Raw genomic sequence first — 17829 nt, forward strand, 5'->3', positions numbered from 1 at the left:
TAGTATCTTCGCAGCTCATTTTAAACTATTATGGACTCTAATAAAGTACGTCAAACATTTCTGGATTTTTTCAAAAGCAAAGGACATCACATTGTGCCTAGTGCACCTATGGTGGTAAAGGGAGATCCCACGCTGATGTTTAATAACAGTGGTATGGCCCCTTTTAAAGATATTTTTTTAGGCAACTCTCCCATCAAATACCCGCGTATTGCCGACACTCAAAAATGTTTACGTGTAAGTGGTAAACACAATGACCTGGAAGAAGTTGGAGTAGACACCTACCACCACACCATGTTTGAAATGCTTGGCAACTGGAGCTTTGGCGACTACTTTAAAAAAGAAGCCATTACCTGGGCATGGGAATTATTGACCGAAGTTTATAAAATTGATAAAGACCGCTTGTATGTTACTGTTTTTGAGGGAAGCAAAGACGAGGGTTTAGCTTTTGACCAGGAAGCTTACGATACCTGGAAACAATTTATTGCAGAAGACAGAATTTTAAACGGAAATAAAAAGGATAACTTCTGGGAAATGGGTGATATGGGGCCTTGCGGACCCTGTTCAGAAATTCATTACGATGGAAGAAACGAGGAAGAACGTGCTAAGGTACCAGGAGCGTCGCTTGTAAATAATGACGATCCTCAAGTGATTGAAATCTGGAACAACGTCTTTATGGAGTTTGAACGTAAGGCGGATGGCTCACTGGTAAAACTTCCTAAACAACATGTGGATACAGGGATGGGATTCGAACGTTTGGTGCGTGTACTGCAGGGAAAACAAAGCAATTACGATTCAGATGTTTTTACGCCGCTCATTCACAAGATTGAAGAATTAAGCGGACTCCGCTACAAAGCAGATGAAAACGACAAACAGAAAAAACAGCAATTAATAAATATTGCCATGCGTGTGATCGCCGATCACATCCGCACTATTTCTTTTAGTATCGCAGATGGCCAGCTACCGGGCAATACAGGTGCAGGGTATGTAATAAGAAGGATTTTACGTCGCGCAATACGTTATGGGTACCAAACTTTAAATTTAAAAGAACCCTTCATGTACCGCATCGTGCCAACCCTGGCGCATCAAATGGGGAACGCTTTTCCGGAATTAAACACACAAAAAATCCTGATTGAAAAAGTAATTAAAGAAGAAGAAATTTCATTCTACAAAACTCTGGAAGTCGGCTTAAAACGCATTGACCAGGTGTGTATTGATACAACTGCCGCAGGTAAACAAGTTATCGATGGTAAAATTGTTTTTGAACTTTACGATACTTTTGGTTTTCCTTTCGACTTAACATCACTCATTGCCCGCAGCTATAGCCTTAGTGCGAACGAAGATGATTTTAAAGCGCATTTACAGGAACAAAAGGATCGTTCAAGAGCTGCTACAGCAGTAGATACAGACGACTGGATCTACATTGAAGAAAACAAAAACCTTACGGAAAGCCAGGAGAAAGAAACTGAATTTATAGGTTACACGGAGCTGGAATGTGAAGCTGTAATTATCCGTTACAGAAAAGTAAAAGCAAAAAATAAAGAACAGTATCATCTTGTGCTGAACAAAACACCTTTCTATGCCGAAAGCGGTGGTCAGGTGGGTGATACAGGAGTGATTGAAAATATAAACGAAAGCGTTTTTATTACAGATACTAAAAAAGAAAATGGCGTTATTATTCATTATTGCGATAAACTTCCCGTAAAGCTTACTGCAACCTTTAATGCGAAAGTAAACAAAGAGAAACGCCTGTACACAAGCAATAACCATTCGGCCACTCACCTGCTGCATGCCGCCCTCCGAAACATCTTAGGAACGCATGTGGAGCAAAAAGGAAGTCTGGTGAATGACGACTATTTACGTTTTGACTTTTCACACTTCTCTAAAATCACCGACGAAGAACTCAGCCAGATTGAAAAAATGGTGAACACAAAAATTCGCGAGAACATCCTTTGCAAAACAGAATTAATGCCGATTGAAGAAGCTAAAAAGACAGGGGCAATGGCATTGTTTGGCGAAAAATATGGCGATGTTGTGCGTGTTGTTACCATTGATAAAAAATACTCTGTAGAACTTTGCGGAGGAACACATGTTACCTCTACAGGACAGATCGGATATTTCAAATTGAGCAGTGAAGGTGCTGTAGCCGCTGGAATCAGGCGTATTGAGGCCATTACATCCATTAAGGCGGAAGAGTTTTTCGACAATCAAAGTAAATTGATAGAAGAAGTAAAGCTACTTCTCAAAAATCCACGCGATATCGCAAAAGGTATTTCCGGACTTCTGGAAGAAAACGCGAACCTTCAAAAACACTTGCAAGCCTTATTTAAAGAAAAGGCAGCAGTAATTAAAAAAGACCTGATTTCAAAAATTGAAAAAAAGGGCGATATAAATTTCATTTCGCATCTCATACAATTTGATAGTGCCGAAGAAATTAAGAATTTACTTTTTGAATTGAAGAACGAAGTACCGAATCTGGTTTGCGTGTTAGCAGCTGAAGTAAATGGTAAACCTAGTATTTCCATAGTTATAAATGAAAGCCTGGTAAAAGAAAAAAATCTGAACGCAGGAACGCTGGTTCGTGAATTAGCGAAAGAAATTAACGGTGGTGGTGGCGGTCAACCCTTCTATGCCCAGGCTGGCGGAACCAAAATGGAAGGACTCCAAAGCGCGCTCAACAAAGCGAAAACGATGATCTAAATAACCTATTAAGAGGCTGTATCCGAATAGATCAGCCTCTTTTACTGTTTTTTAAATTAATTATATTCTAACCAGAATAATTGAAACGCTGCCCTACTTATTATTTCTCTTTCAGTATTTTTAACCCTGCATAATCGGGAGCATACATCATAGTTTTGAAAACCCGGTTACTCATAACGCCACTTCCGGGGCTAGCTTCACCAGAATAAGGATTTAGATAACTCCACACAATTTTTTTATTGGCATCAATCTCAAAAAAATATCCTTTAGCGCCTTCGCAAATAAAAACATGACCATTCGGCAATACTTGCGCACTTGATACATTTGCCGAATAAAAGTCTGAACGTTTTTCAGCTGTATAAGACCAACTGGATTTTTCGGGAAAATAAGTTTTGTTTTCCTGCAAACCGAATGTTCCGTTTTTTTTGCGATGCGTAGGTAGAATCTCAACACTTGAATATTCTTCAGAAGGTCTCCCTAGTCCGTTATTAAATACTATAATTTTAGAACTCGAATCTCCAAGCCATGCGGCGCAGTGCTGACTAAAAAGTTTCTGATCTTCCACTTTACCTCTATCATAAGCCCTTGTATTTCCCCAACGGTATAATAAATCTCCACCATGCCCGCTTTTACCTCCCTTGTGACTTGCTGCCTGCTTAGTGGTAGTACTGTGATCCAGCACAAAAATCTCACTTAGGTTTCTATTGCTGATCACAACCTGGTCATAAGTTGCGTCGTAGGAAATAGAATTAAAATGGAGCCAGTCTCTGTCAACAGTAGCCATAAAATTTATGTTCAGCAATTGCGGATTGTCTTCTACTTTACCGAAATTTTTTTTTGATTTATCAAAATCCTGCACGAGGTGATCCCATACATGCCACTCCCATACTACGTTTGCCGAATTCTTTCCTTTAGGACGAAGCTCGACAATCTTTTCACTCCATAATAATTCTCCCAGGAGTTTAGGATTGCGACCAGCTTTTATGGCCTCTTTTTTTGTTTTTACTTCCCAAACAAGCGCCAGTATATTTCCATTAGGAAGCGCACAAATATCGTGATGCCTGCGTTGCTTTTGGTCTGAAATAAGGAATGACCAAATAAGCTGATTATTCCAGTCAAATTCTTCTATCCAGCCGCCGCTTTTTGGAAAGTTTGTATTAAACAGTGTATCAATCCCTGTTCTCAATAAATGCCCATTAGGCAGCAGGTAGGCTGATTGAGCTGGCAACCACTCACTTTTCCAGGTTTTTACTTCCGTTCCAGCTTTGTCAATAAGGTAGGTTGTTTTCGATAAAAGAGGAGCAAAAAGAATATAGCCTTTTGTATTTGAAGAATCCGCCGAAATAACACCGCTCTGCTGGGCAGTAGCAAATCCAACTGTCAGGATTAAAAAATTGAGACTGATAAAATATTTCACCTGGTAAATTTGACTGTTTAAACTGTAATTTTCAAGAAATAATAAATCGCGGCAATATCGGTAAAAAAAAAGCCGTCTTCCCAGACGGCTTTTTAAAATTTATTACTTTTTAGCCTTTAGATAAAGTTCATTTACTTTATTCCAGTTGATGACATTAAAAAATGCCGCCATATAATCCGGACGTCTGTTTTGATAATTTAAATAATAAGCGTGCTCCCAAACATCCATTCCTAAAATCGGAGTTCCTTTACAGTCGCTTCCCACGTCCATAAGAGGATTGTCCTGGTTAGCTGTGCTGCATATTGCAAGTTTTCCATCAGCTTTAACACATAACCAAGCCCATCCACTACCAAAACGTGTTGCACCAGCCTGAGAAAAATCTGTTTTAAATTTTTCAAACCCACCCAGATCAGTTTCAATTGCTTTAGCTACTTCATTAGTTGGAACACCGCCAGCGTTTGGTGCCATAATTTCCCAAAATAATGAGTGATTGTAGTGTCCTCCGCCATTATTTCGTACAACCGGCTCATATTTTGAAATATTTTTGCAGATTTCTTCTATACTAAGCGCGTCAGCATCGGTGCCTTTAATAGCGTTATTTAAGTTGGTTACATAAGCCTGATGATGTTTATCATGGTGAATCTCCATGGTTTTAGCATCAATATGTGGTTCAAGCGCATTAAATGCGTGGTTTAATTTTGGTAATTCGAATGCCATAATATTAGTTTTAAGTTAAGTAATGCAGCAAATTTAGCATTTATGAATTGTTTTAAATAAAAAAAGCCCCCAAAAATTGGGGGCTTTTAAAGATTTAGAGTTAAATAACTATTGTTTTACAACTTTAATTACTTCAGTAGCATTTTCAGATTTAACTTTTACATAATAAACACCATTAGCAAAAGTGCTGATGTTGATGTTAGTATTTAAATCAGAGTTAGTGTTTGTTAAGATTACTCTTCCTGTTAAATCTACAACTTCAATTGTTTTTACAGAAGTTGAGTTTGATTCTACCACGAAAGAAGCTGCAGTTGGATTTGGATAAAGTTTAATTCCGCTTGTAGCGTTTACTTTACTTAATCCTGTACATGCATCAACGTTTAACACATAAGTAGTTTTTCCTACACAACCGTTAGCTCCTGTTCCTGATACTGTATAAACAGTATTAGCTACCGGGTTAACCATGGCTACGTTAGACTGAATAAAACCAGTAGAAGAAGCCCATGCAAATGAAACAGCTCCGTTACCAGTTAAAGTAGCATACTCACCAACACAAATTTGATTTGAATTAGCAGTACTTGAAACTGTAATAGTTGGATTTGGATTTACAATTACTGAGTACTCAGTTGAAGTTGAACAACCTGCTGCGTTTGTACCTGTAACTGTGTAAGTTGTGCTTTGACCTGGAGTTACAGTAATTACTGCTCCTGTTGCATTGGTATTCCATACATAACTTGGTGCACCATTTGCCATTAAAGTAATGTTATCGCCTACACAAACCGCTGGTTTGCTACCAACAACAATTATTGCCGGACTTTGAAGTACAGTTACATATTGAGCGTTTAATGTTTGTGAACAACCACTTAAAGTGTTTGTTGCTACAACATAATACTGCATGTTTTGGTTAGGATACTCTGTGATGTTTCCACCAGTTGCTCCATTGTTCCAGGTATACTCATCTGCTCCTGTAGCTGATAAATCAAGTGGCTGACCATTACAAAGAACATTTGTGCTGGTAGATACCGTTACACTTGTAGTGTTTAAAGAACAAGGAATAATAATATCTAAATCATCCCATGACAAGTAATTAGTACCGTAACTACCATTAGTAGTAACTTGAAGAGATACATAATAAAGTCCTGAAGTTGCAACCACAAATGTATTAGTTAAAGGAGTGTAGATACCACTTGAAGCAGGACCACCGGTTGTAGCGATAGTTGTTAAACCTGTTTGAGATTGTGTAGTACCATATTTCATTGACAGATCAGTTACGTTAGTATAACCATAAAATTCTGTTTTCCACCATACAGATGCAGAATAAGTTACACCTGCAATTAACTGAATACCGTTAGTATAATAAGCATTTGTTCCTGAAACATAAGAAGTAGCAAAAGCTCCAAATTTAGTACCTGTGCGGGCACTTCTGTTTTGGTTGGCAGAACCTGTATAAGTAAGTGCTGTACCTCCCTGGTTAGGAGCGAACCATGAACAGTTTGGAAAGTCATTCGGCATATTGATACCTTCAAAACCTTCGTGAACCGGAACTACACTAGTGCTTGTTCCTGCGATATTAATAACGTTAGCTACAGTTGCAGTTGTACCAACTAAAGTACAGCTCACTGCTACTCCATAATAAGTAGTAGCATTTAAGTTTGGTGTTGTGTAATAAACAGAGTTAGCACCGCTAATAACTGTCCATGGACCTACTGAAGAAGTAGTAGAAGTTAACCATTGGTAAGTAACTCCTAAATCACTTGTATATCCATTTACTCCGATATCTGCATTTTTATTAGGACAAAGAGCATAAGTTGGAGTAACTACTGATATATTAGTTGGAGTAGAAACACAAGTATTGCTTAAAAATTCTAAAGCCCCGATATCAGGATTGGTTTGGCTTCTTGGAGCTCCATCGTGGTCAGTACCAACATTTAAAGGAGTACCTGTGTTGTTAATGGTATTGTTAGTTGGATGTAAATCTCCCGCTGCAGAGTTAGTGTAAATAGGATCCACATTAAAACCATTTGCCTCTACACTATAAGTTTGTAAAGAAGAAAATGAAGAAACGTTTGTTCCGTTTAATTGAGCAAAGTAATTATTTCCACCAAGACCATTAATATACCAATCGTTATAATTGAATTGATGCCCTGTAAAAGTTGAGTTGTAGTCCCAGTATCCAATTTTTTGTCCTGAACCACCTCTGGTAATTGTAAAAATATTGTTTTTTACAGTTAATACTTGTCCACCACTACTGTAGCAGTAGTAAAACATATAAGTATAAGTGTTACCACCTGAAGCGGCAGTATGATCTAAATTGATAGTGTTATGTGAGATCTCAATACCACCATAGCAATACATAAACATATAAATGTAACCGTTAAACTGAATGTTACGAACGATGTTATTTGTAATTTTATTTGTATTAGATGGATTTGGGTTACCACCCACATTGTAAAAGCAAATAAACTGGCCAGTACTTGACTGAGATGCATTCATTACTTTTTCGATAGTATTATTTACAAACCTAAGACCTTGAGGGCCGTAACCATAAAACAAATAAGGGTAGTTATTTGTGGTTGAAGTTAAACGGTCAAATAAACAACCATCTACTTTCAGATTTCTTGAGTAATAAGCACTAATACCATATTGGTACCAATCTGAGATATGGCAATTTTTGAAAGTATTGTTAGTTGTACTTGCTCCACTGTAAGCACCATCAGCATAAATACACATGTAGCCACCAATTAGTGTAGTGTTCTCTACCATATTGTAGCTACCAGCATTTCCACCAGACCAGTATGAGCTGTTTGAACTCAAAACAAATGCCCCGGTATAATACCCAGTTGCATTTACAGGTACAGAAATCGTACATGTTGTAAAGGCATTGTAATTTGCCTGGTTAGTTAAAAAAACCGGCCATGCATAATTGGTGTTAGTACCACGGATCTGAAGATTATTTACATAAAAATAATCAGTACCATCTAACTTCATTGTATGCATTGATCCCGAAGTGGCGTTGTAAGTCAATATATACCCGTTACCGTTAATAGTAATAGTATTAGTCGCGCTTGCTCCGGTAATCTGGCTAAAAGTTACCTGTTCGGTGTAAGGACCGGTACCGCCAACGTTTACCACAAGTGTTCCTGTTAAACCACCTGTATTTAAGGCGGCAGCAAAACTTGTAAAACTAGTGTAGTTAGTTGCGGAAGCCGCAATGGAATTGTTAATGGTCACTACTCCTGAAAGAGCTCCCATTTTTAGCGTTAGCATGCTTAGAAGCACAATAAACGCCGTGAGTGATTTGTAGTTTTTTTTCATTTGGTGTGTTTTTTTTAGTTATTTACCAAACTTATTAAAAAAAATGTTAAGTCCAACATTTATATTGATAAAAATCAACCAGAAACTCGAATTTAACAATTGACTTGTAGTTGCAGTCATTACAAGTTCTACAAGCTAAGGCCTATTTGATCATGACGTAACAAAATAAAAAAAGCCCCCAAAAATTGGGGGCTTTTAAAGATTTAGAGTTTAATAATTATTGTTTTACAACTTTAATTACTTCAGTAGCATTTTCAGATTTAACTTTTACATAATAAACACCATTAGCAAAAGTGCTGATGTTGATGTTAGTGTTTAAATCAGAGTTAGTGTTTGTTAAGATTACTCTTCCTGTTAAATCTACAACTTCAATTGTTTTTACAGAAGTTGAGTTTGATTCTACCACGAAAGAAGCTGCAGTTGGATTTGGATAAAGTTTAATTCCGCTTGTAGCGTTTACTTTACTTAATCCTGTACATGCATCAACGTTTAACACATAAGTAGTTTTTCCTACACAACCGTTAGCTCCTGTTCCTGATACTGTATAAACAGTATTAGCTACCGGGTTAACCATGGCTACGTTAGACTGAATAAAACCAGTAGAAGAAGCCCATGCAAATGAAACAGCTCCGTTACCAGTTAAAGTAGCATACTCACCAACACAAATTTGATTTGAATTAGCAGTACTTGAAACTGTAATAGTTGGATTTGGATTTACAATTACTGAGTACTCAGTTGAAGTTGAACAACCTGCTGCGTTTGTACCTGTAACTGTGTAAGTTGTGCTTTGACCTGGAGTTACAGTAATTACTGCTCCTGTTGCATTGGTATTCCATACATAACTTGGTGCACCATTTGCCATTAAAGTAATGTTATCGCCTACACAAACCGCTGGTTTGCTACCAACAACAATTATTGCCGGACTTTGAAGTACAGTTACATATTGAGCGTTTAATGTTTGTGAACAACCACTTAAAGTGTTTGTTGCTACAACATAATACTGCATGTTTTGGTTAGGATACTCTGTGATGTTTCCACCAGTTGCTCCATTGTTCCAGGTATACTCATCTGCTCCTGTAGCTGATAAATCAAGTGGCTGACCATTACAAAGAACATTTGTGCTGGTAGATACCGTTACACTTGTAGTGTTTAAAGAACAAGGAATAATAATATCTAAATCATCCCATGACAAGTAATTAGTACCGTAACTACCATTAGTAGTAACTTGAAGAGATACATAATAAAGTCCTGAAGTTGCAACCACAAATGTATTAGTTAAAGGAGTGTAGATACCACTTGAAGCAGGACCACCGGTTGTAGCGATAGTTGTTAAACCTGTTTGAGATTGTGTAGTACCATATTTCATTGACAGATCAGTTACGTTAGTATAACCATAAAATTCTGTTTTCCACCATACAGATGCAGAATAAGTTACACCTGCAATTAACTGAATACCGTTAGTATAATAAGCATTTGTTCCTGAAACATAAGAAGTAGCAAAAGCTCCAAATTTAGTACCTGTGCGGGCACTTCTGTTTTGGTTGGCAGAACCTGTATAAGTAAGTGCTGTACCTCCCTGGTTAGGAGCGAACCATGAACAGTTTGGAAAGTCATTCGGCATATTGATACCTTCAAAACCTTCGTGAACCGGAACTACACTAGTGCTTGTTCCTGCGATATTAATAACGTTAGCTACAGTTGCAGTTGTACCAACTAAAGTACAGCTCACTGCTACTCCATAATAAGTAGTAGCATTTAAGTTTGGTGTTGTGTAATAAACAGAGTTAGCACCGCTAATAACTGTCCATGGACCTACTGAAGAAGTAGTAGAAGTTAACCATTGGTAAGTAACTCCTAAATCACTTGTATATCCATTTACTCCGATATCTGCATTTTTATTAGGACAAAGAGCATAAGTTGGAGTAACTACTGATATATTAGTTGGAGTAGAAGCACAAGTATTGCTTAAAAATTCTAAAGCCCCGATATCAGGATTTGATTGACTTCTTGGCGCATAATTATGATCAATACCAATGTTTAAAGGAGTACCTGTGTTGTTAATGGTATTGTTAGTTGGATGTAAATCTCCCACTGCAGGGTTCGTGTAAATAGGATCCACATTAAAACCATTTGCCTCTACACTATAAGTTTGTAAAGAAGAAAATGAAGAAATGTTTGTTCCGTTTAATTGAGCAAAGTCATTATTTCCACCAAGACCATTAATATACCAATCATTGTAATCTATAACATTTCCGGTAAAAGTTGGATTGTAATCATAGTATCCGATTTTTTCGCCTGAACCACCTCTGGTAATTGTAAAAATATTATTTCTTACATTTAATATTTGTCCACCACTACTGTAGCAATAGTAAAAGATGTAAGTGTCAGTGTTACCACCTGAAGCTGCTGCATGATCTAAACTGATAGTGTTATGTGATACATCAACACCACCGTAACAATACATAAACATATAGATGGAACCGTTAAACTGGATATCGCGAGCGATGTTGTTCGTGATTTTGTTTGGATTAGATGGATTAGGATTACCACCAATATTATAAAAGCAAATAAATTGCCCTGTACTTGACTGAGTAGCATTCATAACTTTTTCGATAGTGTTACCTGTAAAATTAAGACCCTGACAAGCATAACCGTACATCAAATAGGGATAGCTATTATTCGTTGCCGTTAAACGGTCAAATAAACAACCTTCCATTTTGAGATTTTTTGAATATGGATTGAAAACACCATACTGATACCAATCAGCGATATGGCAATTTTTAAATGTATTGTTAGATGAAGTAGCTCCACTGTAAGCACCTTCAGCATAAACACACATGTAACCACCAATTAGTGTGGTGTTTTCCACCATATTGTAACTAGCTGAATTTCCACCACCCCAGTATGAGTTGTTTGAACTCATAACGAATGCCCCGGTATAATATCCAGTTGCATTTACAGGGCAAGAAATAGTACATGTTGTAAATGCATTGTAATTTGCCTGGTTAGTTAAAAAAACCGGCCATGCATAATTGGTGTTAGTACCACGGATCTGAAGATTATTTACATAAAAATAATCAGTGCCATCTAACTTCATTGTATGCATTGCTCCTGAAGTAGCATTAAAAGTTAGTATGCGACCATTACCGTTTATAGTAATAGTATTAGTAGCACTTGCTCCGGTAATCTGGCTAAAGCTAACCTGTTCCGTGTACGAAGCAGAGCCTCCTACGTTTACCACAAGTGTTCCTGTTAAACCACCTGTATTTAACGCGGCGGCAAAACTTGCAAAACTCGTGTAGTTAGTTGAAGAGGCGGGAATTGAATTGTCAATGGTTATTACTCCCGAAAGAGCTCCCATTTTTAGCGTTAGCATGCTTAGAAGCACAATAAACGCTGTAAGTGATTTGTAGTTTTTTTTCATTTTTATTATGTTGGTTAAGTTATTTTTCAAACATATTAAAAAAAAACTTTCCTTCAAAAAATTAACTAAAAATTTAAGCATATAATGGCCCTACGCTCTGTTAATTAACTTTTATCTTTTAACTAAAAAGGCCTTAGATTGAAAATAGACAGTTAAAAAATCCCTAATATAAAAAAAATAAATACGCGTGTTTATCTGCGAAGTATGGGTAATAAAAAAAGCCCCCAAAAATTGGGGGCTTTTAAAGATTTAGAGTTTAATAATTATTGTTTTACAACTTTAATTACTTCAGTAGCATTTTCAGATTTAACTTTTACATAATAAACACCATTAGCAAAAGTGCTGATGTTGATGTTAGTATTTAAATCAGAGTTAGTGTTTGTTAAGATTACTCTTCCTGTTAAATCTACAACTTCAATTGTTTTTACAGAAGTTGAGTTTGATTCTACCACGAAAGAAGCTGCAGTTGGATTTGGATAAAGTTTAATTCCGCTTGTAGCATTTACTTTACTTAATCCTGTACATGCATCAACGTTTAACACATAAGTAGTTTTTCCTACACAACCGTTAGCTCCTGTTCCTGATACTGTATAAACAGTATTAGCTACCGGGTTAACCATGGCTACGTTAGACTGAATAAAACCAGTAGAAGAAGCCCATGCAAATGAAACAGCTCCGTTACCAGTTAAAGTAGCATACTCACCAACACAAATTTGATTTGAATTAGCAGTACTTGAAACTGTAATAGTTGGATTTGGATTTACAATTACTGAGTACTCAGTTGAAGTTGAACAACCTGCTGCGTTTGTACCTGTAACTGTATAAGTTGTACTTTGACCTGGAGTTACAGTAATTACTGCTCCTGTTGCATTGGTATTCCATACATAACTTGGTGCACCATTTGCCATTAAAGTAATGTTATCGCCTACACAAACCGCTGGTTTGCTACCAACAACTACTAAAGCAGGACTAGGAAGTACAGTTACATATTGAGCGTTTAATGTTTGTGAACAACCACTTAAAGTGTTTGTTGCTACAACATAATACTGCATGTTTTGGTTAGGATACTCTGTGATGTTTCCACCAGTTGCTCCATTGTTCCAGGTATACTCATCTGCTCCTGTAGCTGATAAATCAAGTGGCTGACCATTACAAAGAACATTTGTGCTGGTAGATACCGTTACACTTGTAGTGTTTAAAGAACAAGGAATAATAATATCTAAATCATCCCATGACAAGTAATTAGTACCGTAACTACCGTTAGTAGTAACTTGAAGAGATACATAATAAAGCCCTGAAGTTGCAACCACGAATGTATTAGTTAAAGGAGTGTAGATACCACTTGAAGCAGGACCACCGGTTGTAGCGATAGTTGTTAAACCTGTTTGAGATTGTGTAGTACCATATTTCATTGACAGATCAGTTACGTTAGTATAACCATTAAAATCTGTTTTCCACCATACAGATGCAGAATAAGTAATACCTGCAATTAACTGAATACCGTTAGTGTAATAAGCATTTGTTCCTGAAACATAAGAAGTAGCAAAAGCTCCAAACTTAGTACCTGTGCGGGCACTTCTGTTTTGGTTGGCAGAACCTGTATAAGTAAGTGCTGTACCTCCCTGGTTAGGAGCGAACCATGAACAGTTTGGAAAGTCATTCGGCATATTGATACCTTCAAAACCCTCATGAACCGGAACTACACTAGTGCTTGTTCCCGCGATATTAATAACGTTAGCTACAGTTGCAGTTGTACCAACTAAAGTACAGCTCACTGCTACTCCATAATAAGTAGTAGCATTTAAGTTTGGTGTTGTGTAATAAACAGAGTTAGCACCGCTAATAACTGTCCATGGACCTACTGAAGAAGTAGTAGAAGTTAACCATTGGTAAGTAACTCCTAAATCACTTGTATATCCATTTACTCCGATATCTGCATTTTTATTAGGACAAAGAGCATAAGTTGGAGTAACTACTGATATATTAGTTGGAGTAGAAGCACAAGTATTGCTTAAAAATTCTAAAGCCCCGATATCAGGATTTGATTGACTTCTTGGTGCATTATCATGATCAATACCAATGTTTAAAGGAGTACCTGTGTTGTTAATGGTATTGTTAGTTGGATGTAAATCTCCAGCTGCAGGATTCGTGTAAATAGGATCCACATTAAAACCATTTGCCTCTACACTATAAGTTTGTAAAGAAGAAAATGTAGAAATGTTTGTTCCGTTTAATTGAGCAAAGTAATTATTTCCACCAAGACCATTAATATACCAATCGTTATAATTCAACACATTTCCGGTAAAAGTTGAATTGTAATCATAATATCCAATTTTTTGCCCTGAACCACCTCTGGTAATTGTAAAAATATTATTTCTTACATTTAAAATTTGTCCACCATTACTGTAGCAATAGTAAAAGATGTAAGTATAAGTGTTACCACCTGAAGCTGCTGTATGATCTAAATTGATTGTGTTGTGTGATACCTCAACACCACCATAACAATACATAAACATATAAATGTAACCGTTAAACTGAATATCGCGAACGATATTATTCGTGATTTTATTTGTATTAGATGGATTTGGATTACCGCCAATATTATAAAAGCCAATAAACTGCCCTGTACTTGACTGAGTAGCATTCATAACTTTTTCGATAGTGTTACCTGTAAAATTAAGCCCCTGACAAGCATAACCATACATCAAATAAGGATAGCTATTATTCGTTGCCGTTAAACGGTCAAATAAACAACCTTCCATTTTGAGATTTTTCGAGTAAGGATTATAAACACCATACTGATACCAATCAGCGATATGGCAATTTTTGAATGTATTGTTAGATGAACTAGCTCCACTGTATGCACCTTCAGCGTAAACACACATGTACCCACCAATTAAAGTGGAATTTTGAACCATGTTATAGCTACCTGCATTTCCACCAGACCAGTATGAGCTGTTTGAACTCATAACGAATGCTCCGGTATAATACCCAGTTGCGTTTACAGGACAAGAAATCGTACAAGTTGTGAATGCATTGTAATTTGCCTGGTTAGTTAAAAAAACAGGCCATGCATAATTGGTGTTAGTACCACGGATCTGAAGATTATTTACATACAAATAATCAGTACCATCTAACTTCATTGTATGCATTGATCCTGAAGTGGCGTTGTAGGTCAATATATACCCGTTACCGTTAATAGTAATAGTATTAGTAGCGCTTGCTCCGGTGATCTGACTAAAAGTTACCTGTTCGGTGTAAGGACCGGTACCGCCAACGTTTACCACAAGTGTTCCTGTTAAACCACCTGTATTTAAGGCGGCAGCAAAACTTGTAAAACTTGTGTAGTTAGTTGCGGAAGCCGCAATGGAATTGTCAATGGTCACTACTCCAGAAAGAGCTCCCATTTTTAGCGTTAGCATGCTTAGAAGCACAATAAACGCTGTAAGTGATTTGTAGTTTTTTTTCATTTTTATTATGTTGGTTTAAGTTATATTCCAAACTTATTAAAAAAAAACCTCGGTTCAACATAACCAAAATAAAAAATAAAAGAAAAATAATTCAGGCACTGTAAATTTATTCCCATTAAAAAAAGAAATTTAAATCCCTGATAGCCCGACTTTTAAAAAAAAAATAATTTTAGATCCTTGGTAGTGCCCGAAAATGCAACAAAAAAAACACTTTTGACACCTATGTCTTTTTAGAGAACTACGAAAAATTTTCACGTTTTAATACACCGGAAGCTAACCTTTTCGAAAAAAAATATGCTATAAAAACATATCAACACATATTTAAAAAAGATAAAAACTTGATAAAAATCAATAAAAAAAGCCTTTCCACTTCTGGAAAGGCTTTTTTACTGCATTCAGACTTTTTAATTCTTTACAACTTTTACAACTTCCGTTGTATTGTCGGATTGAATTTTTACGTAATAAATACCTTTAGACAGATGTGAAATATTAATTTTAAAAGATTTCAAAGTGCTGGTACCTGAATATACAAGTTTACCCATAACATCTGATACTAAAATTACTTTTTCTTCTCCATTCTGGGTAGAAATGTTTATATCACCTGAAGTTGGATTAGGATAGATAGTTAAAGCCGATAGTTTATTATCTTTCAAACCCAGGCAAGCACTTACATTCTGTGTTACGCTGCTTCTGTTTATACAGCCGTTAGCATCACTACCAGTTACAGTATAAACAGTATTCACAACAGGGTTTATGATAATTGAAGATCCCTGGTAAATACCGCCACCGCTGGAAATCCACTGGTAAGATAAGCCGCCGTCTGCCGTCAAGGTTTGAGTTTCACCAGCGCACATCATAGGTTGTTGACCTGAAATACTCACATTTGGCGCACTCAAAACAGTAACGGTTTGCATGGCCGATGCAGTACACCCAACACCGTTAGTGCCCGTTACTGTATAAACAGTTGTAACACTTGGACTAACAGACATAAATGCTCCTGATGCTCCTCCTACCCAATTATAAGTAATTGCATTTCCTACAGCAATGAGGTTAGCCGATTTACCTGGGCAAATAACCAAACTGTTGGTTGTAATGTAAACTTCTGGTTGAGGGTTAACCGTTATCATTTGTGAAACTGTAGTAGTACAACCACTTAAAGAATTAGTTCCCACAACTTCATAAGTAGTGGAATAGGCAGGCATTTCGTTAAGCGACGCATCCGTTGAGCCTGTACTCCATGTGTAAGAGTCTGCTCCGGAAGCTGTAAGACTCACGGTGCTATTACTACATATTACAGTAGAATTCGTGGCTATTGCCATACTAGGAGCGTTAAAAGAGCAGGGAATTGTAATGGAAAGATCATCCCATGTTAAATACTGAGCAGATCCAGAACCAGAGGTTGCGCGAATTGCCACATAATAAAGCCCGGAAGTAGCTACCGTAAAGGTATTGGACAATGACTTGTAAATATTACTTACAGCTGGTCCATTTGAATTAGCTATAGAAATGAGGCCCGTTGTGCTCTGTGCAGCTCCATACAAAATTGAAAGGTCAGACCAATTGGTATACCCGTAGTATTCTGTTTCATACCAGAGTGCAGCTGAATAGGTAATACCTGCGTTTAAATAAATGCCATTTGTATAAAAATGATTTACACCAGCAGGACTATAATAAAAAGAAGCAAATTTGGTTCCGGTACGGGCTATTCTTCCCAAAGTGTTACTGGATGTGTAGGTAAGAGAAGCACTACCAAGGTTAGTGGCTGACCAGGAGCAATTAGGTAACTTGTTTTCACTTGTTATTCCTTCAAACCCTTCATAATAAGGAACATTAGAGGTAATTACAGGCGATACAGTTACCATGCCAACGCTGGCCGTTGTTGTGATATTGCTAACCGTGCAGGTAATAACAGCCTGAAAATAAGTAGAGGTAGTTAAATTAGGTGAAGCAATAACAGGATTAATACCTGGAATTTGTGTAAAAGGCCCTACAGATGAAGTAGAAGAAGCATACCACGCGTAAGTTAAGCCTCCAACCGTATAATTATTTGCCAGGCTTAAATTTGCAGACGAATTCGGACATATCTGGAAAGTGGGTGTAATTATCGAGTTGGCAGCAGGAGTACCACTACAAGGCGTTGGATTGATCCACTCAAACCGAATGTTAGGACGGGTGGTAGCGGATGTTGAAGTACTTGGATCTGTGCAGTTAGTAGAAATATCTGCATTTCTCCAGCGTGTTTTAATCGAAGTTCCACTTAGGTTAGTAGTCCAATAAGTAGAATAATTATAAGTATAGGATGAATTATTAAAACAAGTTTCAATGACAAGGTTATCGGCACCATTCCATATGAATGGAGTCACTAAAGCTGTTTGATTCCAGCCGGTAGTACCAGTAGCAGTTATTGGTGATGTTTGAGCCACGAGACCAGTGCTCACCCATCCGCTAAGCAAAGGGTCTGTAGAACTTGTAGTATACACTTTCACATTCCAGCCAACATGATTTGCAGCCGAATTCGTTGAAAAAATATTAAAACCAATGGTGTTAATTTGGGCTCCGCCAGAAATACCTGCCGCAGAAAGTTCAGCAGCGGTGATAAACATTTGGTGCCTGGCTCCCCACCAAAAATTTCCATAAGGGGAAGGGAATGATGTGTTGGTATTATAGGTGGTGCCGGTACCAACCGCGCTAAACACTTGAGCGCTCAGGCTGGCCGTAAAAATGCTGGATAAAAATAAGCAAAGATTTAGTAGTTTTTTTTTCATTGACTTTAATTTAGTTAGTTTAAA

At 37.2% G+C, this 17829-nt stretch carries 7 protein-coding genes; 1 reads left to right on the top strand and 6 read right to left on the bottom strand.

Annotated features, from left to right (window positions below; translation table 11 throughout):
- Positions 1-30 precede the first annotated feature (30 nt).
- The gene (locus CNR22_00830) at positions 31-2697 is read left to right on the top strand and encodes an alanine--tRNA ligase (GenBank protein PBQ30364.1); all 2667 of its coding nucleotides are present in this window, start codon (positions 31-33) and stop codon (positions 2695-2697) included.
- Between the two features lie 100 nt (positions 2698-2797).
- Here the strand turns inward: CNR22_00830 and CNR22_00835 are convergent, their stop codons facing one another.
- The 6 genes from CNR22_00835 to CNR22_00860 form a co-directional block, all read right to left on the bottom strand.
- A complete protein-coding gene (locus CNR22_00835) occupies positions 2798-4213 on the bottom strand; it encodes a hypothetical protein (GenBank protein PBQ30365.1) in 1416 nt (471 codons plus the stop codon).
- Between the two features lie 3 nt (positions 4214-4216).
- Positions 4217-4831: a superoxide dismutase gene (locus CNR22_00840; protein ID PBQ30366.1), complete on the bottom strand. Its 615-nt coding sequence runs from the start codon at positions 4829-4831 to the stop codon at positions 4217-4219.
- A 108-nt stretch (positions 4832-4939) separates the two neighbouring features.
- Complete coding sequence (locus CNR22_00845; protein PBQ30367.1) at positions 4940-8146, bottom strand: hypothetical protein; 3207 nt, start codon at positions 8144-8146, stop codon at positions 4940-4942.
- Between the two features lie 217 nt (positions 8147-8363).
- A complete protein-coding gene (locus CNR22_00850; GenBank protein PBQ30368.1) occupies positions 8364-11651 on the bottom strand; it encodes a hypothetical protein in 3288 nt (1095 codons plus the stop codon).
- Positions 11652-11833: 182 nt separating this feature from the next.
- A complete protein-coding gene (locus tag CNR22_00855; protein ID PBQ30369.1) occupies positions 11834-15040 on the bottom strand; it encodes a hypothetical protein in 3207 nt (1068 codons plus the stop codon).
- 404 nt (positions 15041-15444) lie between these two features.
- Positions 15445-17805, bottom strand: coding sequence for a hypothetical protein (locus CNR22_00860; GenBank protein PBQ30370.1), 2361 nt, complete (start codon positions 17803-17805; stop codon positions 15445-15447).
- Positions 17806-17829: the final 24 nt, after the last annotated feature.

The sequence above is a fragment of the Sphingobacteriaceae bacterium genome (assembly GCA_002319075.1).
Classification (GTDB): domain Bacteria; phylum Bacteroidota; class Bacteroidia; order B-17B0; family Aurantibacillaceae; genus Aurantibacillus.